Source organism: Saezia sanguinis (genome assembly GCF_003991585.1).
GTDB lineage: Bacteria > Pseudomonadota > Gammaproteobacteria > Burkholderiales > Burkholderiaceae_C > Saezia > Saezia sanguinis.
In genome coordinates this window covers 540,665-561,328 of sequence record NZ_PQSP01000002.1, presented here as the reverse complement: position 1 = coordinate 561,328, position 20,664 = coordinate 540,665, and the positions used below count along the sequence as shown (strand labels likewise).

12 protein-coding genes and 1 pseudogene are annotated in these 20,664 nt (G+C 45.6%); 2 read left to right on the top strand and 11 right to left on the bottom strand.

Features of this window, described 5'->3' with window-relative positions:
- The first annotated feature begins 3 nt into the window (after positions 1-3).
- Entirely contained in the window at positions 4-1,809 is a 1,806-nt protein-coding gene (gene mobH / locus CUZ56_RS06515) for a MobH family relaxase (RefSeq protein WP_126979695.1), read from the top strand.
- A gap of 279 nt (positions 1,810-2,088) precedes the next feature.
- On the opposite strand, the gene CUZ56_RS06510 is transcribed toward mobH, so the two are convergent.
- The 4 genes from CUZ56_RS06510 to CUZ56_RS06495 all read right to left on the bottom strand — a co-directional run bounded on the left by CUZ56_RS06510 (position 2,089) and on the right by CUZ56_RS06495 (position 11,726).
- On the bottom strand, positions 2,089-4,842 hold the full coding sequence (locus CUZ56_RS06510) for a TrlF family AAA-like ATPase (RefSeq protein ID WP_126979399.1): 2,754 nt from the start codon (positions 4,840-4,842) through the stop codon (positions 2,089-2,091).
- Between the two features lie 177 nt (positions 4,843-5,019).
- The gene (locus CUZ56_RS06505) at positions 5,020-6,117 is read right to left on the bottom strand and encodes a toxin-antitoxin system YwqK family antitoxin (protein WP_126979397.1); all 1,098 of its coding nucleotides are present in this window, start codon (positions 6,115-6,117) and stop codon (positions 5,020-5,022) included.
- Positions 6,118-6,127: 10 nt separating this feature from the next.
- Entirely contained in the window at positions 6,128-9,250 is a 3,123-nt protein-coding gene (locus CUZ56_RS06500; RefSeq protein ID WP_126979395.1) for an N-acetylmuramoyl-L-alanine amidase, read from the bottom strand.
- A gap of 49 nt (positions 9,251-9,299) precedes the next feature.
- Complete coding sequence (locus tag CUZ56_RS06495; RefSeq protein ID WP_126979393.1) at positions 9,300-11,726, bottom strand: type VI secretion system Vgr family protein; 2,427 nt, start codon at positions 11,724-11,726, stop codon at positions 9,300-9,302.
- Between the two features lie 452 nt (positions 11,727-12,178).
- On the opposite strand from CUZ56_RS06495, the pseudogene CUZ56_RS06485 reads away from it, so the two are divergent.
- A pseudogene (locus CUZ56_RS06485) lies at positions 12,179-12,268 on the top strand (IS5/IS1182 family transposase); the annotation flags it as partial.
- 206 nt (positions 12,269-12,474) lie between these two features.
- On the opposite strand, the gene CUZ56_RS06480 reads toward CUZ56_RS06485, so the two are convergent.
- The 7 genes from CUZ56_RS06480 to CUZ56_RS06450 form a co-directional block, all read right to left on the bottom strand.
- The gene (locus CUZ56_RS06480; protein WP_126979391.1) at positions 12,475-13,353 is read right to left on the bottom strand and encodes an IS1 family transposase; all 879 of its coding nucleotides are present in this window, start codon (positions 13,351-13,353) and stop codon (positions 12,475-12,477) included.
- Between the two features lie 131 nt (positions 13,354-13,484).
- A complete protein-coding gene (locus CUZ56_RS06475; RefSeq protein WP_126979389.1) occupies positions 13,485-13,751 on the bottom strand; it encodes a hypothetical protein in 267 nt (88 codons plus the stop codon).
- A 156-nt stretch (positions 13,752-13,907) separates the two neighbouring features.
- The gene (locus CUZ56_RS06470) at positions 13,908-14,906 is read right to left on the bottom strand and encodes a hypothetical protein (RefSeq protein WP_126979387.1); all 999 of its coding nucleotides are present in this window, start codon (positions 14,904-14,906) and stop codon (positions 13,908-13,910) included.
- A gap of 117 nt (positions 14,907-15,023) precedes the next feature.
- Positions 15,024-15,962 (bottom strand): hypothetical protein, encoded by a 939-nt coding sequence (locus CUZ56_RS06465; protein WP_126979385.1) that lies wholly within the window; start codon positions 15,960-15,962, stop codon positions 15,024-15,026.
- Positions 15,963-15,986: 24 nt separating this feature from the next.
- Positions 15,987-16,634: a hypothetical protein gene (locus CUZ56_RS06460; protein ID WP_126979383.1), complete on the bottom strand. Its 648-nt coding sequence runs from the start codon at positions 16,632-16,634 to the stop codon at positions 15,987-15,989.
- The gene (locus tag CUZ56_RS06455; protein ID WP_126979381.1) at positions 16,631-17,539 is read right to left on the bottom strand and encodes a hypothetical protein; all 909 of its coding nucleotides are present in this window, start codon (positions 17,537-17,539) and stop codon (positions 16,631-16,633) included. The genes CUZ56_RS06460 and CUZ56_RS06455 overlap by 4 nt, the downstream gene beginning before the upstream one ends.
- A 34-nt stretch (positions 17,540-17,573) precedes the next feature.
- Positions 17,574-20,297 carry a type VI secretion system Vgr family protein gene (locus CUZ56_RS06450; RefSeq protein WP_126979379.1) on the bottom strand — a complete coding sequence of 908 codons (2,724 nt, stop codon included), beginning with the start codon at positions 20,295-20,297 and terminating at the stop codon, positions 17,574-17,576.
- Positions 20,298-20,664 lie beyond the last annotated feature (367 nt).

Here is a 20,664-nt window from a genome sequence, read left to right as displayed (position 1 = left end):
TATATGCTTTTATCATTCGTTAAAAAACTGTTTCATCCACCATCCATCCCACCGTTGGCTCCCCCACCTTCAGTAGAAATTAAAAGCCGGTTTATCGTACCGCAATCGGCTAATGCATTACTTGCAACACCCCGCCGGGACAAGATTTTGTCGCACATCTGGCAAAGGACATCCGTTTCCCGTACCCAGTTTGACCTATTGTATGTACAGCCAATCAAGCGTTATGCATCATTAGTACAGCAATTTCCGGCCTCGGAATCGCACCACCATGCGTATTCAGGAGGTATGCTCGATCATGGGCTGGAAATCATTGCATACGCCCTTAAATTGCGTCAGTCTCATCTACTGCCAGTTGGCTCATCACCAGAGACACAATCTGCTCAGGCTGACGCATGGACTGCGGGAATTGCCTATGCAGCACTTTTGCATGATATAGGCAAAATTGCCGTCGATCTGCACGTTGAATGCAAAGATGGACAGATCTGGCACCCGTGGAACGGCCCTTTAAGCCAACCGTACCGCTTTTCTTATAAAAAAGACCGACAATACCGCCTTCACTCAGCGGCATCAGGCTTACTTTACACGGAGATTCTGGACAGTTTTATCCTGGACTGGCTCAGCCGTTTTCCAGAACTATGGTCATCGTTCCTGTTTGTGATGGCAGGCCAGAATGAACATGCTGGCATACTCGGTGAATTGGTCGTAAAGGCCGATCAAGCCTCTGTTGCACAGGAACTTGGCGGTGATCCGGCCAAAGCACTGACCACCCCCAAACACGCGCTACAACGCAAGTTGCTCGACGGTTTGCGTTTCCTGCTAAAAGATTCGTTGAAATTGAATCAACCCCAGGCGTCCGATGGCTGGCTCACTAACGATGCACTGTGGCTCGTTAGTAAAACCGTATCAGACAAATTGAGAGCTCATCTGTTGGCGCAAGGCATAGACGGTATTCCCAGCAGCAATACAGCCGTATTTAATGTGCTGCAAGAACACGGCATCGCGCAGCCTACCCCTGATGACAAAGCGATATGGTCTGCAACCGTCAACAATGAGAACGGCTGGTCCAATACATTTACGTTTCTGAAAATTGCGCCAACGCTCATCTGGCAGCAGTCTGATGAACGCCCTGCTCCCTTTGTTGGAACAGTGACACCCAAACTGGAACAACCTATTTATAAAGCAGCCGTACAACAGGATACGATGAACGTCGTATCCACTTCAACACCGCCGCCGGCGTCCCCAGTTGAGCCCCATGCAACAACAGCAGGATTGAATGTTGTATTTGATTTACTGGAAGATGTTCAAACAGATGAAGGTGTATCCGAACAACCAGTTCATACAGATCACGCTACTGTGCCAGAAACAACGCCTAAAAATCCATCAACAAATGCAGTAGAGTCTTCTGGAGAGTCTTTTAATACCTGGTTACTTGATTCTATTCTGAGCAGAAAAATTACCATTAACGAGCCTAAAGCACTGGTACATACAGTAGCCGACACGATCTATATTGTCAGTCCGGGTATTTTTCACAGGTATGTACAGGAGTTCCCTGAAATCCGTCAACTGGCCAAAGCACAGGGAGTTCAGGATTGGCGTTATGTACAGCGGCAGTTTGAACGAACCAAAGTCCACAAAAAACAGGCTAATGGGCTAAATATCTGGACATGTCTGGTCACTGGCCCTCGTAAAACCAGAAGGGTTCATGGTTATCTGTTACGAGATCCAAGCACCATTTTGCCTGAGATCCCGTTTAATAACCCTTACTTGGAAGTCATAGAGAAAGAAAGTGACCCAAGCTTTAGATTTTGATCAGGCCCTTAAAGCGCTTCAGCAAGGGAAAGCGCTGACCGGCAAGGATGGTATCCTATGCCTGTTGTCTGATTTTTAAGTTGTGTTGAAATTGTAATAGGCTGCCCTACGTCAGCTTCTCGCTCAGACTGAGTGAAAAATGCTGATCACTTTTTAGTCTAAACAATGAATTTATATGAGCAACCATTCTTGCTTATTTCGTGCCAAAAGCGGACGTTAACAACCAAGCACCGGCGGCAATTGAGCGTAGCGGAATTGCCGTCCGAGTGCAGCGCCTTTTTATGTGATTACTGCATTGATTCGTTTATATCTTTGGGTAAAAGCCTCTCTGCCACCTTCCATCACTCGGCATATCTCATCACGTATGGAAGGCTCTTGAAGCCCCCCTTGCGTCACAATTCTGGTTTGGCCAGACCTAATATCAAGGGCAATGACGTTTTCCGCGTCACCATTCACGACGATGTTGGCGTTGTGCGTGACCACTAAAACCTGCCGTCTCTGTTTGATCTCCCGCAATTGCGTCACGATCAGGTCATAGATCAAGTGGTTGTCAAGGTCGTCCTCAGGTTGATCAAGTACGAGAGGCTCATTGCCATATGAAAGGATAAATGCAAGGAGAGCAGCAGTTTTTTGCCCCGGCGATCCTTGCTCTACGGGTTTGAAGCTCTCGCCGTTTTTAAGGCTATATCTGATATCCAGAGAATCACCTGGAAACCAGCATTGAATTCGATCTATCTGTTCCGGAGTTAGCCCCTGAATGTGGGATACAAAGCGTCGATCTTTGGAGGAAGCCACCGTTGTAGTATCGTTCGCATAGATTGCAAGTAGCAATGATTTCAATGTCTTAATTTTATCATCCATAGTTCTGGATTGATCTTGCGTTAGACTAGCCAGCAAGCCCTCATCCCCGTCAACTACCCCAATGTCGCGGTCAAAGCCGCCATTGCCGCGGTCGATCAGGTTACGGAACTCTTCCTCAACCGTGAGCTTGTTTCCAAACGGAATGACATTGATCTGTACATATGAATTGCCGACGAGGGTCTTCCTGAGAAAGTCCTCGCGAAGCTTGGTTATCTCGACCCGATGCTCATGGAGCTTGGCCAAGCACTCTTCCGCGCTCTTCTGATGCTGCGCAAGAGTTTCTTTCTTTTTGTTGAATCCCTCGAGCTTATCTTCGAGATCTTGCCGCTGCTTAACCAGAACACCATATGCTGATGGATCTCCCGCATCTACTGCGCTGAGTTGACTGAGGAGATCGGTGTATTCCTGGTTCGCCGTTGTGATTTTTTTCGATATTTCCAGGTCTGGCCGCTCTTGATTCCATGCGCTCTTCGCATCATCAATCTGCTGCGCGATTGAATTCATCTCTCTCTGGAGTTTCTCAAACGTCGCACGGATGCCCGCGGTAGTATCGATGAGTTCTTTGTCATCCGCATTCCCAACGTCGAAATGCTGTAAATCCAATTCTGGTGGCAACAGGCTTCCTGAAATGTCCCGGACCTGTTCGGCGGAACCTTCCCAAGTCCTTCCCCAGGAATCGATAGCCTTGCTCTGGTTCTGTCTGAGCTGGTAAGCCTTAAGGACATCCGCGTGGCCCGCCTTTTCAAAAACATCGAGCTTGCGTTTGACGTCCTCAAGCTGACCTTTGGTTACCGATTCCTCCTGAAGTCCGGCCTGAACTTCACGCTCCTGGGCACGAATCGAGAGATATTTGGAAACAAGTTCCTCCCACTTAAGTTTCCAATCACGATGATTGACCTCCGGGGCATCATCGACAACCTGCAAGAGTGCCTGGGGATGTTTCGCCAGTTCGAAAATCTGCTTCTGGCTGTAAATCCTGACAGGAAATCGTTGTGCTATGTCCCCCTCGGAAGCGCTCCAGATTCCGGAAGCGGTCTCTTCCTCTATGGCGTATCTGTCGCCGGTGTTAGACCAAGTGATTCGAAAGCGGCCACCGTCTTTTCGAAAGCCGACGGTAATTTTCGTGGTATCTTTTAACAGCCCTTCATCCTGGCGGTCTTTCGACGTTTGACTGTATTTGGTAAATTCCTTTTCAAGGCTCTTGGGGATTTCTCCCTTCCGTTTGAGAGCAATCCGCAGGAACTCCAACGAAGTCGATTTCCCGGTGCCTCGTCCACCAATGATGGTGTTGAGCCAGGGGGTCAATTGACAGGATAAAGATTGCCCTTGACCCAGGTACTTCGCATCGTCAACCACGATGCTTTCGATGGCGAGTTGTCCATGGGTATTGGGGTCACCAGTAAAGTGGTCCGACCGCTTCAGTGAAAGAGCCCCATCAATGAGCGCCAGCCGTAATCCGTCATAGGATGGCTCCGACATTTTTACCCAGGTGAAATGGCTACCAGGGTAGTGTTGACCTCCGGTACCGGACGGATGATGGGAATCGGTTCCAAGAACCTCTGCCCAATTCAAATTCTTGCCGAGGTAGAGCCGCGGTTTTGCCTGAGCAAGGTCCGTTACCTCCACGGCAAAGACACATTTGTTGTCGAGCACCTGCTCCAGTGTGTTGCCGGTACAGACCGTAAAAAGTCCGTTGGCCTGATCGACATGGGCAGGTATTGCAAGCCCGCCTGACCTGGAAATTTCGTCAATCACCTCAACTGCAGAGCATTCAGAACAGCCGTCGCTCTTTCCCTTGGTGGCGCGATACTTGACCGCACCGAGCAGTGAGTCGATATCAGAGGTTGTCTTGTCTTGGCCGAAAATGGCCAGAATATGGATATTCCCCTGAACGGTAAGCTCAACGCCTGGGAAGAGGTAGAGCGGTCGATAATCCGCATGACCTTCAGATGCCAGCTCCTGGAGTGCCTGCTTGAGTGGATCAATCCAGGCGCCTGAATTGTGATCCGTCACCGCGACGCAATCGATGCCTTGCCGCATGTAGTTGAGCAGCCAATCCTTATGAGAGATCTGCTTATACTGGGCCTGGTCAGGGCCTTTCCCATAATCATCCGATGCCGGAGTGTGATTGTGGAAGTCGAATTTCCACCACCGTGAACCAATCCAGTTCATTTATACTGTTCCTGTTCTTTTCGCATAACAACTTATTAGTGTGACCGTGCAAGGTCACTAACCTTGCAAACTAGGTTACCTTGTAAGGTTGGAAAGTCCAATGTCCGCAATTCGCTCATAGCGGACTGTTAGATTTGATTGCATTCTGTCTGCAGAAACTGTCAGCTCGAGTCTGAGCTAGTACACATCATTAGATATTAATGAGTTACGCTCATTGACCGGCTCATCGTAATTAGTTTCAGTTACAAGATTTCCGTTCAAGTCCATTGTTCTATGAATTCCTATAGGCTTGCCATTATCATAAAACTCATGAGTAACATAGAGTCCATTTTGGCTCCACCTTGTCCAAGCCCCATTCATTTGTCCATTCTTATAGTGCCCTTCACTGCTTAAATGGCCCTCTGACCATCGGCTTTTCCATAATCCTTCTTCTTTTCCGTTGACATAACGCCCCTCTGATGTAATGCCCCAGTTAGCATCCCATGTTCTCCATAAGCCATCCCGCTGCCCGTTGATGTAATTGCCGCCTGACATTTTTTGCCCATCTTCATGCCACGTTCCCCAAAGGCCATTCGCCACACCATTTTTGTAGCTCTCCTGAGATTCTTTTTTACCGTTTAGATGCCATGTTAACCAAATGCCATCTTTCTCTCCATTGGCATAATGTCCTTCCGATGCTTTTTGTCCATTCTCATGCCATTCAGTCCATAGGCCATCTGGGACACCATTTATATAGCACTCTTCTGCTTTTTTTGATCCATTGCTATACCATCTTGTCCAAAGACCTTCACGCAAATCATTCTTAAAATATCCTTCAGACCATTTATTTCCAGATTTGCTCCAGCTTATGCTGAGCCCTTCTTTTTTGCCATCTATATAAAGCCCTTCCCATCGTTTTTGACCATTGGGGTACCAGCTAATATAAGAGCCGTCTATTTTGGGTGGAACTCTATTACGTTGATTTTCCTCCCCATCCACATCTGCTCTGTCAATCAATACATAAGGGTCGGTGAGTTTTTGCCCATGTTCTTCATAGAAGTCCTGCACCAGGTAGTAGCCTCTGGTCGTCATACCTAGAAACTTCCGGTAAACATAATGAGTGTTCCCGTCATAAATACTCTGCCGGGTATTGGGAATAACCTCTCCTGTCTTCCATGGCGCATTGGATGTTGCTGTTGCATCCAGTTCATAAGCCGGTGTTGGGCTAACTTCTTGCGCATGTGCGAATAGAACCAGACACATGCTGCATAACCAGAGTAATAATACGCGCTTCATATTTGTCCCTTTATAATTTGACCAGCCCAAACTCTGCTGCTACACCTTCTGCAATAGCCTTGCCCTGCGCTCTCAGTTTTTCAAGATTCAGTTTATGATTATTATCAAGAAGGCGTTGTATATCGCTTTTAGAATCCATAAATCCCCCCTCAACATACAACAAAGTTTGATTATTTCCAAACCATACTCTGACATAACCATAGTTAGGCAGTTGTGCTGCTGTTATGATATAAAGCCCATTGTCTCTATTTCCCATAGCGTTAGCCACTCTTGTGGCGACATCTAGCGATAATCGCCTGGATACTGTCGGATTAGTCGTATTGCTTGCATTAGAATGATGAATCAGAGTGGCTGCATAAGGAAAAATTGTATTGCCATTTCTTTGCCTATCCTCCTGCCATCCTGCTCCACCAGCAGCATTATGATGACAAGAAAGCAAAACCTTTGCTCCCCATTGTCTAGCTATGTTCATGCGACTGGTCAGACCGACATCTTCTTTTAGGCCAGTTGCATCATCCAGGCGTTTAACTTCAACATTTTGGTAAAACTGCATTTCCTCCATAAATGCCTTTACGACAACATCATTGAAATCCCATTCGTACACTTCTACTGTTCCTAAATCATTAAAATCCCAAGAAGTATTGGTTTTTATTTTAGGCAATACAGGTGTACGTTTACCAGATGTTAAAAGTGCGCCTCCGTGCCCAGCATCAATAGCAATCTTGATGGGCTTCTCCACATTGGGCCCCAGATACTGAATGAACGTAATCGGATGAAAAAAATGGGCCCGGTCTTTGGTCTTGATCTCGTTCACATCACCCCAAAATGCCAGCACTTCCATCTTCTCGATTTCAGCATGAAGTAAATTGAATTCCAGCTCTTCAAGATCCATGGCGACTCTGCGTAATATGCCTAACAGGGTGTCATTGGTTTTCCATTCACTGGGGTGATAGGGAATGATCTTTCTGACCTGATCGGCCACTTCTGTATTCCGTAACGCGTCTGTGATCTCCTGTGGTGTGATTTCCTCATCTTCTATGATGGTGTTGTAGATGTCATTAAAAAACTCAGAGACTTCGTTCGATCCTGCCCAGACTTCTCCGGTTTCGTCATAGCCTGTGGCCTGTCTGTTTTGCTCTTCAACAGGTGTAAAGCCCAGTTTAGCCAGATCATGCTGGGTCAGTATCTGAACACCGTTGGCGTTTTCTTTGATCCAGCCTGTTGTGCCTGCATCATTAAACTCCTGTGACCCCAGCCAGACCTGATCCTGGTCATCTTTGCTCATGGTCATTTCTGTCACCGGTCGTACCCATAGGCGGGGTAGTGACAGGCGGTTTGCTGCGGGAATCGCCGCCACCGCATTGGCTGCTGGCGGGTTGTCTGCAAAGATGATTTCTGTGCCCTGATCGATTCTGACATAACGCCTGCCTGTTTTGACGTTGGCATCGTTTTCTAGGAATTTTTTAATTTGGGCAGGTTCTTCACAACTGAATATCTCAAAATGAAGCTGGTGTTTGCTTCTTATACCCCCATCACGGTCAACTGGAGTTTCATACGCGCCCAGATAACCTACTGTTTCTCCTGCTTTGATCGGGATGTTACAGTTGACTACGGTCTCAAACTCATGTGGCGTGACTCTTAAGGAGAGTCTTTTTTGGGTATCTTCATCCCAGATGAGATAGAAGGTTTCCGGTATCTGGTTAGCGCTCAAGTTCTGGATCAGGCGGCATTTCATATAGGTCACTGTTTTGACACTCTTGCTGACACCCCCTGTAGTCAGTTCTGTCAATGTGACCGACTCTGTTTTTTTATCGGTTTGCGGATTATAAGTAAAGATGCTGCCGGACTTGAGTTCAACTGTGTATTTGAGTCCTATAGGAGACTGGGCAGTGTCAAGTTCATGGACAAAGATTTGTTTGGCATCGCTATCTTCCAAGACCGTGGCTTCTATGGTAGCGTTGTCCTGCCAGAACAGGGGTTCTTTCTTCCTTGTTTGTATGTTGACAATGCTGTGGGGAGCCACATGTGCCTGATAGCCCCCCGCGGTATTTGTAACGCCCTCTTTAAACCAGACCGGGATGGTGCTGGTGCGGTTGCCCTGGGCATCGACACAGTAGCCTAATAGAAATACCAAACCGCCATCATTTTTTTGCCCGACAACTTCATAAAGTGTACCAACAGGTGGTTTGGGGGATGCAACAAAAGACGCACCATCCTTGGGCTCTGTAAGCGCTTCAAACTGGCTGCTGCTGACTTTGACAAAAGTCTTGCCTTCATAGGCTTCAAATGGCAGCAGGTGCATGTACAGGCTGTAAAACGTCAGTGTATTGCTGTTGTTGGCATTGCCTGTGGTAGTTGCGGCAGCATTGGCTGCTGGAGCAGGGATGTCTTCTGTAAACAACCCGCGTCCTGCGCCCTGCATGATGTTGCCATCAAAGGCTTTGAAGTAAACATCCTCTCCAATTGAAAGTTCTTCTGGATCAACATTTTCAACTAAAGGTCGTTTTTTATTACTCAATGAACTGACTGTTACACCACTTCTACATCCTCTGGAACCGCTCATAACAATATTTTCGCCAAAATAGCTCATCGTCGCAGTGACATAGCCATCCGCATCCACAGCAGTAATGGTGGCTTTGCTGCCGGAGGGAATTTCAACTTTGAGGTTGTAACCAGCATCCTGATCGGTTCTGGCGGTAGGGTTGCGAGCAGTGACACTGCGCTCAAACACAATGGTTTTTCCGACCCAGCCCTGAGGCGTAGCAGGTGCCACAGGCGTATGGCGGATCGGGTTGGCGTCAACCGTGGATTCGTATTCGTGCCTGATCAGGCAAAATGAAGTGGCGTAGCGGTAAAACTCGCATATCTTTTTATCGGGGCGATCAACGTACACCATGGGGTAGCGTTTATTGATCCGGTACGCGACCACTGTGCCATCTGCAATGCTTCTCACAGGCGTGTTTTTGAATTCTTCATGTACCTGATCGGTGAAGTGAATACCGCCATGCCAGAAATCATGGTTGCCCAAGAGGTAATGCCCCGAGGTTTCCTGCGCCAGGATGTCAAACAGTTCTTTGGAACTGTAAGACGCGTCGTTTGGTGCTTTTAAGAAAGGATACTGTAATCTCATCATGCTACCCTGAATTTGATGTGTTCTTTTTGGTTTTTCTGATGTTTTTATTTTATTCTGAGAACAGGAAAAACCTGCATCTAGTGAGAGTCTGCTCGTGCTGCTCCAGCGGTGTTCCCGTCAGATTGAAGGCGGCTTTTGCCGGTGTGAACATTGGCATGGCGTAATTGATGGTGGCTGACCCTGTTGCGTTAAATGGTGCTTTCAAATCGAGTTTTGTGCCCCCAATTTCTATGCGCCCACCACTGAGCTTAATGTATGCGCCCTGGCATGTGAGCAGCAACTCTTTTTGGGCCGCGATTTCTGTTTTGCCGTGGGTGCTGAGTATTTTGAGGGTTTTGTCGGCAATGATGTTCATCTCACCATGCTGCGCCTGTACTTGCATCATGCCCTGGTTGGCAATAAGCTGCATTCCCTGCTGAACCGCAACGATGGAGACAGCATCTGCAGCTGTAGCCGTGAGGTTTTTCGCTGCGCTCACATCAGTGTTTTTGCCGGACGTGATGGTCACATGCTGGTTAGCGCTGACCTGGGCACTACGGGTGCTGGCAAGCGCCGTGCCTGCCACCGAATTGCTGAGTATGCCTGAAGCCTTCAGGTCAGTGTAAACTTCTTGAAGTTGCTGCCGCTGATCTTGTACTTCAGCAGGAATGGCTTTAGCGGTTTGAGCCGCCTGGGCAAGTTGTTGGGCAATGCCCAAAGCATTTTGGAGGTTGTCGATGGCTTCCTGGAGGTCGAGCTGTTTGCCCTGAGCGTTTTGTCTTTCGTCGGTGGAGATATAAAGGCCTTTGGCCGCACGGATAGCTCCCCAGTCATCTGTGCGTAACTCAAACCCTTCGCCTCTGCCATCCCCGGTGCCGTCATTTCTTCTAGGATGGGTCAGATAACCCAGCGTCAATTGCGTGGCTCCATGAGTAGAATGGAGCTGGGTTTTGATTTCTCCGGTCGTGTCATCGATCAGCAGTTCGTTGTAGCCTGTTCCTTTATGCTCCTTACTTTTGACCGTCTGCTGGGTTTTGAGTGCCGGCAGCCTGTAGGGGGTGGGATGGTTGGCGTCATAGGTGCGCCCGGTGATAATCGGCTGATCCGGGTCACCATCCAGGAAATCGACAATTACCTCTTGTCCCACGCGGGGTAATGCCATATGACCCCAGCCGGCCCCGGCCCAGTTCTGCGCCACCCGTATCCAGCAGGTGCTGTGTTCATCAAAGCCACCAATTCTGTCCCACGGGAACTGCACTTTAACTCGCCCGTATTCATCGGTGAATATTTCCTCTCCCACAGGCCCAACCACATGGGCGATCTCGGGCCCATGCAGGTGTGGTTTCGGTGGGATTTCTGCTTTCCACTCAGTGGTAGCGGGAACAAGCTCCGCTGTCTGCTCATAATGCGTGCTGACCTGCGCACTGGCCGCTTCTTCTTCGCCGCTGGTATGCTGCTGGCCCTTGTGCTCCACCCTGACAGGCCGCCAAAAGGTGTTGAGGTCGCCTCTGGGATGACCGGTAAGCTCAAACGCCACGCCAGGTTGGATTCTGGCATCATCCCCGCTGGCTGTCGCAGTTCTGGCGTCTCTTCTTAAGGACTGCAATCGCGTGCGGGTAAACGGCACGCCCACGCTATCCTGTTTATAACGTCCCGGATAGTCGTAGCGTTCATACTCTGTGGACTGCGCGGGCATATGACGTCCGATACTCATCTGCTGCTGGTCGTAACGCGGGTTTTTAAACGTGTAGTCTCTTTGGGTCTGGCGTGCGGTGCGGACTTTTTCCTGGTAGGCAAAGGTGCGCAGCGCCGGTTGTGGACGATCTCCTGCCGGGTTGGGCTGGTACAACACGGGCTGTGCCGCAGGTGCATTGTCTTCTTGTCCCTCAGTATCCTCTGTACTAGACAATGAACCGAATGTCTGAATGACATCGGTGATGAGCAACTGGTGGTTCTGCTCACCATGTTCAAACCGGTACACAAAACTCTCTTCGGCCAGCAAGCGCTGGATAAACTGGAGGTCGGTCTCGTCGGCCTGCACGCAGAATTCGCGGCTCAAATGGGGTTGTTGCGCGTTCAGGATGTAGTTGTCCACCCGGTCAGCCTTGAGCACTTTGCCCACGATCTCGGGCACGCTTTGCTGCTGGAAGATTTCCCAGTCAGAATAGAGTCGGGTGCGGGAGAGCATGGGTTCGACGACTGCGTGATAACGGGTTCTTCTGAATCCAGTTTCGCGCTGGCTGAAATTTGATATGAGTCCACGTACATAGCGCACCGCTGTGCCACCTTGCCAGATGGTGAAAAGTGCCGGCTGATCCAACAGCTTGTCAAAATTGATATTGGCATCTGAACTTAGAAGTTCAATTTCAAGGACAAATGGTTCATTGAGTGCTTCTTCAAGCTTGAATTCAACCACATCAAATGTTATGGGCGTGGTTTCACTCTCTTCGTTATTTTTGCCCGCTTCAAAACTGAAACGCAAATCAGTTTGCACCATACTTATCCTTTTTATTTTATTATCCTGAATAACTCTGGTATTTAACTATAATGTAAATAACTCACAAAACCGCTTCAACCAACTAAAGCTCTGGTCTTACCAAAATTAAACTACTTTCTATTAACGACTCAGACAAAACTTTTTGGCATGTCAGTCATTGCTTTTTATGCACTTTTTTGAGCTTACCTTCTGAGAAAGCAACAACTCGGTTTGATCCAATAGACAATCAGCGCTTACGTCCAGCGCCTTGGCTATTTTTAGAATCAGTGGTTGCAACGGTGAACGCTCCCCCGCACTCGATCCTACCTAAACGAGCCCGCTCAATAATCGCAATGTTTGCCAGATCCTCCTGCCAAATTCCTTTTTCAGTACGTATTTTCCTAACGACTAAACCGAAAAGTTGAGCCGATAAAGGATCATGAGTCTTTTGGTCTTTGGGTCTGCCTTTAGGAGGTGGTTGTACCCGTTATGCAAAGAATCTGTCCTCATTTGTCGCTGCCGTACAGATCCGATGCCTGACTCTTTGGCTTCGTATTTCGTGACGACACTATCTACTAGAACGATGTGATGTCGTAATCAGCAAGCGCATTGCCATTGCTAAAAACGCGTTTGGGGATGGCGGGATTACTGTTGTTAAGTATGTATACCTATTTGTATACTCAAAATGAGTAAAAAATATTAATGAACCACAAAAGATATTGCCTGACATCATGTTTAACAACCCTTACCTAGCATTGAGTCAAAGTCATCACAAATGAGCGCGTTTTTTAGCTTTCCCTTCCTTGATGGCTTCAAGGTAACGACGGCTCTTTTGCCACATGATCCATTGCGTGAGTGCATTTAACTCCATGCGCTGCATCTGTTTGAGAAAATTCCGCTCCCACTTAATCAAGGTTCGTTTGGATAACCTCAATATTTTAGCCGCTTGGGCCTGGCTGATCCCTTCCACCATCAGATCAAAGTAAGGCTTCCATTTTTCGATAAAGCCCATTCGATAAAATGGTGTTCCTGCCAATGGATTAAAGGCTTTACGACATCTTCCGCAAAAAAATTGAGGGCGATCAGAATGAAGCGATGGACTGCTTATTTTCTTACAGATATTTTGGCATGTTGGGCATACTCTTTTTTGCTGTGTCAGGGTTTGAGCCAGCCAGGATTTAAATGCTTTCTTTTGTGCTTTTACCAAAGGGGACACTGAGCGGGTCATTCTGCCTTGATGACTTACCCACCATTGATAAAGCGCAGGGGTTTGCGCTTTCATCATCAGCAGCACTTTTTGATCTCGCAGTTTGGTCGCAGCTTCTGAGAGTCCTATCTTTTGCGCCACTTTATACAAAGAAAGCCCGGATAAGCGCCAGTAAGCAAATTCTCCCCATTTGTCATTATGCCATGCCAAAACAAAGGGCGTGCCGGTGAGCCGGTTGAAACCTTTATCACAAGAAGAGCACCTGTAATAATAGATCCCGCTTTGGGACAGGCTGTTGACATGAAAACGTCTGCTGCCACAGTAATAACATGCAGTGGGAGGTTCATAAGGAAAATAGGTCAGATAATCAATCAATGCATCGGCTTGCTGATGTAATTCTTCGGGTAAGAGATGGTAATAATGGATTGTGGATTTTTTCATGATCAGCTGTTTAGGGTTTCACTTATCACCTGACGATCCCTGCCACAACGTTCAGCGTCCCGACTGTTATCAATGTATATCACAGGGGATGATGATCTGGTTACAGATCTGCTTATACCTCTCAATTTTTATTACTGACGACTTTCCACTAACTCCTTATACACATTGAGAATATCAGGACTGGCCTGCAAGTCAGTGTATTGGCTATACCGTACATCACCTGTAGTGCCATCAACCACATAAGCCATCAATTGATAGACAACATTCTCACCTGGCTCTGGTGCATACATGTACACTGCATATAATGGCACTTCCTTACCACCAATAATCATCGGCCCTCGCTCCACTCTTCGCGTATATCGGGTATCAGCAATGTCCTCCTTAAACTCATCGCGCATTTTTTGGATCAGACCATCGACTGAAAATGCGAATCCAGTCTCATAATTAAATTCTTCAATAAGTTGGCCTTGCTCGTTACAGTGAAAACTTTTCAGAATTGAAGTTACAAAATTTTTGTAAATGCCAAATCAAGCGCCCTTGCACAATGAAATCACTTAAGGCATAGGGGGAACTGGATCTCTACCTCTTACCCATGTCTCATAGTCCCAGGTTAGCTTAGTCTCCATGGCTTGTTTAGTTGCCTCAGCTAGCTCTATTTGTTCTCGATTTATTTCTTGCAGAATCTGACTTAAAATTTCCTCATTATAGGTATCAACAGTTTTATACATATGCTGAACCCATAAGTCAGGGGGGGCTTGGGTCAAAGCGTCTTCTAAAAATAGTGCATAAGCTTGATGAGATAACTTGGCCCATATATATGCCTGTTCAAGGTTTTTTTCAAAGCCAATACCGTTAAAATAGGCTTCCGATAAACGCATCATGCAGTAACTTGATCCATGAGTTGCACATACTTTGTAGGCTTCTATTGCTTCTAGTAACTCTTCTTGTGACAAATCGCTGGCATGATTTTGTAAACGGTTTAAGGATTCATGATCTTCATCTCTATTGCCAAAGCCTGTTCTAAAAAGGAGTGTATCAGCTAAAAATTCATAACTTCTATATCCTCCAGCAATGCTATATCGCAAATAATTTACCATTTGACTAGCATCTTCCTTGCTGTAGGGAAGATAATTGTTTTGCTCATCTTTTCCACTGTTTCCGAGCATTCTTCCTGCTAATCGTTTTGCAGGATAGGGATACTTATTACTAGCTAAAATCTGCATAAAATCCCAATAAGGTAATCTTAGTATAGGAGGTTCATTGAGTAAATCCCCATTACTGCCCACAATCTGTTCACGGTATGTTATTAAAAAGTGATCAAGTGACTCATCTTCATCTGGAGGATAGATCATTTCACTGTTAAGAATCTCAACATATTGAATCATTGCATTCTTATCCCATTGCCAGGCCTGCCTCACCAATGCCAGTAGTGCCACTTTATCTTCAACCCTCGGAATTCCTATATAATAGGCATTCTCCAGTACACCCTGTGCATGCTCTATTGTCCAAAGCTGCTGTTGTGGTAATGAAGAGGGCTTAATTTGATAGTCCATGTGAACCTTTCTAATAAAAATAGAAGCTATAAGGAGTACGATAATAAGAAGGCAGAATGAAAAAAATATTCTTTTCCTTAGCTTCAATATCACAATATCGCTCTCCAAGTGGGTTATTTAGATATATATCAAATCAAAGCGGTTAAACTTGTCTTTTTCAACCACACGTTCAAATGTTCTTCCAGGCTGAAATGCACGGCAAGGCCAAATTTGGTTATTAGACTCAGATGTTGTATATCTCACTCCTCTTATATAATGGGTTTGATAGGTTAAAAATTTTTTATATTCTTCTGAGTTCCCATGAGTGGCTTGAACACTTGTCCCTGCTGCATAAGCCCAAAGTACGATATTTGGATTCATGGTAAACCAATCAATTTCCCACTGATTTTTTAGAGCGCTATTTCTGTATTTCCAGTCATTCACAGTCTTTCCCGTATTATTGGTTGCAAATGTTACTTGCCCCACAACTTTTGCATTTAAATGTTTGGAAAGAGCGTTGGCAATACATTTTTCAGCTCTTATATCCTTATCTTCCTCTTGATCCTCAAACCTTGACGAACGACAGCTATGTAAAACTAAAGCTGCATCTAAATAGTCATTATCCCATGGTAAAGGATTAAGTTCCTTGAGCTTGCCGTAAGTAAGATTATCACCTTTACCATGGAAAAATAGCATGTCAAAATTACTATGTCCAAAAAAATGAACTTCTTTCAATAAATAGTTAGGGCAATTTTTTATCTTTTCACCAATGCCATTCAGGATACTGATAAAATCTGCTGTATGAGTTACTTTATCTTCTACATCAATGATTGCTTTGGGATAAATTTGTTTGAGGCGCTTTTTCTTGAACTCAGCGGCTACCCTAAAGGCTTCTGATTTACCGGGCTTATCAGGGTCATGATAAGCCATCATCACAAAATAAGGTAATTTTTCGCTAATACATTGCGATATGACGTTTTCTGGTTTTGTACTATTTGTACCAGGAGTTGTTTGCCCTGTTCCAGCCTTATTATCTGCACTTTGAGTTTTGCTATCGCTTGGTGTTCCTTTTCCCATAATATAAACATCCCTGTAAAACTGTTAAAATTCTGTCCGTGACATTAGCTTGAAAATGCCATTATTAATTTGGTATTCCTCTTGTATAAAGGGCTGAGGAAGAGGATTTTCAATTTTGTTGCCTAACTCCCCACCATCAATCACTTCTGTAATATAAGTGATATAGCTATCAATAGTGATAACATCTTGATTGATGGTGAACTCAGAGAATCGTTCAAATTCTTCAAATCCGAATCGGCTATCTAATAAAAGAGCATCAATGAGTTGTCCATTCGGGGCGTAGCTATTTAATTGAATGTTTAACAGCACAATATCTGAATCATCATTACGGTTGTAGATAATGAGTTTAAATAAATATCCATCAAGTTCAAATTGACCTAGTTCAAAATAATGTAAACTTGCCGTAACGACATTATTGCCAAAGTGCGCACCTTTAATGGGTACTTTGGTTTCCTGTGTATCGAAATTTATAACTTTCCCTTGGTACTCTGGCTTAAGATAAAACTCATATACACCAGGAGCTTGGTTGTAATAGTGCGTGAATTGTTTTGACTCAATGGGAAAAGCTAACGGTTGGTTAATTGTTGCATGAGTACATCCTATCGAAAACAACAAAATAAATATGAAATGAAGGTATTTAATTAATTTTATTGTGTGTTTTTTATTTATCATGATATTTCTTCTAACGCTGGGCTGTAACTTTGTAAATGGATGTGATGATTGTGGTTTGCTAAGTGCTTTATATTTTTTAAAATAGGTTTTTCTGTTTCATTTGGGTTATCTTTTTTCCATTGGGTATACCATGTATTCCATTCTGTTGCGGTATCAGGACTATTCGTGCTGTCCCAATACTCCCATCCCTTAATATCACTCCAGCCAAAAGTATTTAACTCTTTAATAAATGTATTTTGACGATCAACATCCAACCCTTTCCAGCCACATGGATCTCCAGTTTCATCATTTTTATCAAGATAAACCATATTGCCTGATTTGTCAGTTCTCAAGTAGCGCATATCAAGGTTTGTTCCGTTTTTATGGCTTGTGCTTGGTGCTGGCGACTCTCCCTTATTATTACTTCCTCCATTAAAGTTAAAATCTGTATAACCCGTATTAAGCATCGCACCCAATAAAGAGGCAGTTGTCACATCATTTGCATAAGGACGAGTCGTATTCATTGCCAAAGAAAACTTAACCTTACCATCTGTGCTTTGATAATTATTGATATCATTAATATCAATTAAATAAATCTTATCCCCTTTTAATTGATCCCCATAATTTGTATAGGTGTTTTTCGTTGCAGTAATATCGTATGTACCTAAATCATGTTCCGTACTATTGGAATCGTGATAGATATATTTGGCTTTCGTTCTTGCGTTTTTTAATTCCTGACTTGTTCTTTTTTTATCATCACCTGTGTTATCTATTAATTTATATTTAATGCTGCCGCTCGTATAAATATGATATTCAACTGTTGCCTCTATTCGTGTAATTGCTTGCTCTACTGTTGTATTAGGCGTGGTATTCGCTGAACCTGTCGTAACTTGTGCTGTTGTCCCTTGTGTTCCATTTTGCCCCATTTATATTACTCCTCTCTTCTATAAACTATATGCTTTAAATATCTAAATGCACAGTTATCTCTTCTGGTTCATCAGCATAAAATGTTTCTGTATATCCTTCGTCATCTGTTGTGCCTTCTTCTGCTATACCACTTGCTCGGTAAGCCGTGTACGTGGTATTGGCATAAGGTACGCCATCATCATCAAAAAAATGGAACCGTAGATTATGATAACCTGTCATCTTCTTGGCATTATTGATATGCAGATGAACATTAACCTCTTCTTCTCGGTTAGATAAAAAGACCTCGGTATAACCATTTGTGTCCGTAACACCTTGTCTAGAATTGCCATCTTCAAAGTATGCTGTATATTTTGTATGTGCATAAGGAACTTGGTTATCATTTGTAAAATGAAACTGTATGTTGTATTCTTCAGAAGGTGTATATGATGGAATATAGCCTCTGCTAAAACTCGGTAATGGGTGCTCCATCATGGATGGCCCTGAGAGATTCATACCTGCCATTTTGATTTGAAGAAGGTTGTTGCCACCTAGCTCTATTTGCCCATCCCTGAGCTTAATGTAAGCTCCTCCACAAGTAAGGACAAGTTCATCTTTAGCAGCAACAGTGATTTTACCCTTGCTGCTGGTGATCTCCAGATCATCTCTGGCGTTGATGTGCATTTCATTATGCTGTGCCTGAAGCTGAAGCTTACCTTTATTGGCAATGAGATTCATTTCTTGATCTACGGCATGTAGTGAGATGGTCTTACCTGCTGCAACACGATAATCCTTGAGAGTATTGGTATCAATATTTTCTACAGCCGTCAGAGTGATATTTTTACCTGCGCTGATTTGTGCACTACTAGGAGTAACAGTTGCAATTCCTTGAGGAGCACTAGTGAGAATCCCTGATTGCCGGAGTTCTTTATAGACTTTATTAAGTTGATACTCTTGCGTTTGAGTATCGCTTTGTGCTGCACCAGCAGTTTGGCTGGCATCAGCCAAGTCTTTAGCAAGGCTAAGTGCTGTTTCAAGTTGTGTTATGGCTTCTTGCAGGTCGAGCTGCTTACTTTTGGCTTTTTCTTGTTTGTCTGCCGAAATATAAAGACCATTACCTGCTCGTATGGCCCCCCATTCATCGGTACGTAACTCAAATCCATCTCCCCGATATACCCCGTTACCCTCACTGTCCCTTGGATGGGTTAAATAGCCCAGATTAAGCTGTGTGGCTCCATGGGTAGAATGAAGCTGGGTTTTGATTTCTCCAGTGGTATCATCAATCAACAGTTCGTTGTAGCCGCTGCCGCGATGCTCTTTGCTCTTGATCGTTGTGTGGGTCTTGAGTGCAGGCAGCTTGTAAGGTGTGGGGTGCTCAGCATCATACGTTCTGCCAATGATGATGGGCTGGGATTCGTCTGCCCCCAGAAAGTCCACAATCACTTCCTGTCCCGCTCTGGGCAAGGCAATATGCCCCCAGCCCGCTCCAGCCCAGTTCTGGGCAACCCTCACCCAGCAGGAGCTGTATTCATTATGTGAGTTGACCCGATCCCAGGGAAACTGGATTTTCACGCGCCCGTAATTATCGGTAAATATTTCCTCTCCTTGCGGGGCCGTGACGTGAGCAATGAACGGGCCTTTGAGGAAGGGGCGCTCCGGTATCGGCGCTTTCCAGTTGGCGGTGGCAGGCACAAGATGCGCTACCTGTTCATAGTGGGTGCTGGTTTGTGCCCCCGCGGCTTCTTCTTCAACGCTGGTATGCTGTGTTCCCCGGTGCTCAATGCTGACCGGCCGCCATGCGGTATTGAAGTGGGGTTGGTTGTGTCCGGTGAGCAGGAAGGCTTTGCCTAATTGTATACGGGGGTCATCCCCAGTTGCTGTGGCGATACGGGCATCATTGCGGATGGAGAGCAATCGGGTCCGGGTGAAGGGGGAGCCGACAGCATCTTGTTTGTAGCCGCCCGGATAACGATATTGTTCGTATGCGAGGGACTGGTGGTCAATATCATGTCCATGAATACGGTGTTCCTGTGAGTACCGGGGATTTTTAAAAGTATAGTCGCGCTGGGTTTGCTGTGCGGTGCGTACATGTTCGGAATAACTGAATTTTTTCAGGGCGACTTGGAGTCGGTCTCCCCCCGGATTAGGTTGATACAGCACTGAGGCCATATTTTCTTCATCTTCTTCATCATGAAGGGTCCCCAGGGATTGGATCATATCGCTGATGCGCAGCTGATGGCCGCTGGCGCTGTGCTCAAATTGATAGACAAAACTTTCTTCGGCCAATAAACGCTGGATAAAGTCAAAATCCGTCACGCCTGCCTGCACACAGTACTCGCGGGTAATATATTCCTGACTGGTCTCAATGTTGTGATTTGACAGGTGGTTGGCTTTAAAGATTTCTTTGACAATCTCTACGGCATTTTGGGTTTGAAAAATGCGCCAGTCACTGCATAGCTGCAAGCGTGCCAGCTGCGGTGTTATCACGGCATGATAGCGGGTACGCCGAAATCCGGTGTCATTTTGATAAAAATCACTCACCAGCCCATGCACTTGCCGCACTGCGGTGCTGCCATGCCAGATGGTCAACAGCGCAGGCTGGTCAAGCAACAGGGCAAAGTCGATCTGGTCATCCAGACTGCTCAGCTCCACTTCGAGCCGGAAAATATCATTCAGGGTTTCTTTTAGATGAAATGAGACAACGTCCAAAGCGGGTAGATGCTGATTATCTTCATGACTGGCTTGCGACTCAAAGGTAAAGTGGATGTCTGTTTGTGACATGATCAGCGATTCTTTCTGCTATTGCCTTGTGTGCCTATGTGGATGTGCTTTATTCTCAAGTCCACTTATGCAGACCTGTGCGCCGTAACTGACTGAGTTTGTTTATGGTGTAAGCAACGGACCGGTTCATGACCTGGCAGGAGTCAGAGCTTGTGACAATCATGCTGACCTGATGTCCTGGCTCAGGACATACATAACGATGGCCGATAAGTGCTATTGGACATGCGCCTGAAACTACACCGGCTTCGGTTTTAATACCGATACTGTTGCCCATATAACTGCCTTTGTTTTGTTCTGGCATGGCGGTTTCCCGTATTGTTATATGTTCAGCCCATTTTATTTCTACTAGCAAAAGATTTCAGTCATT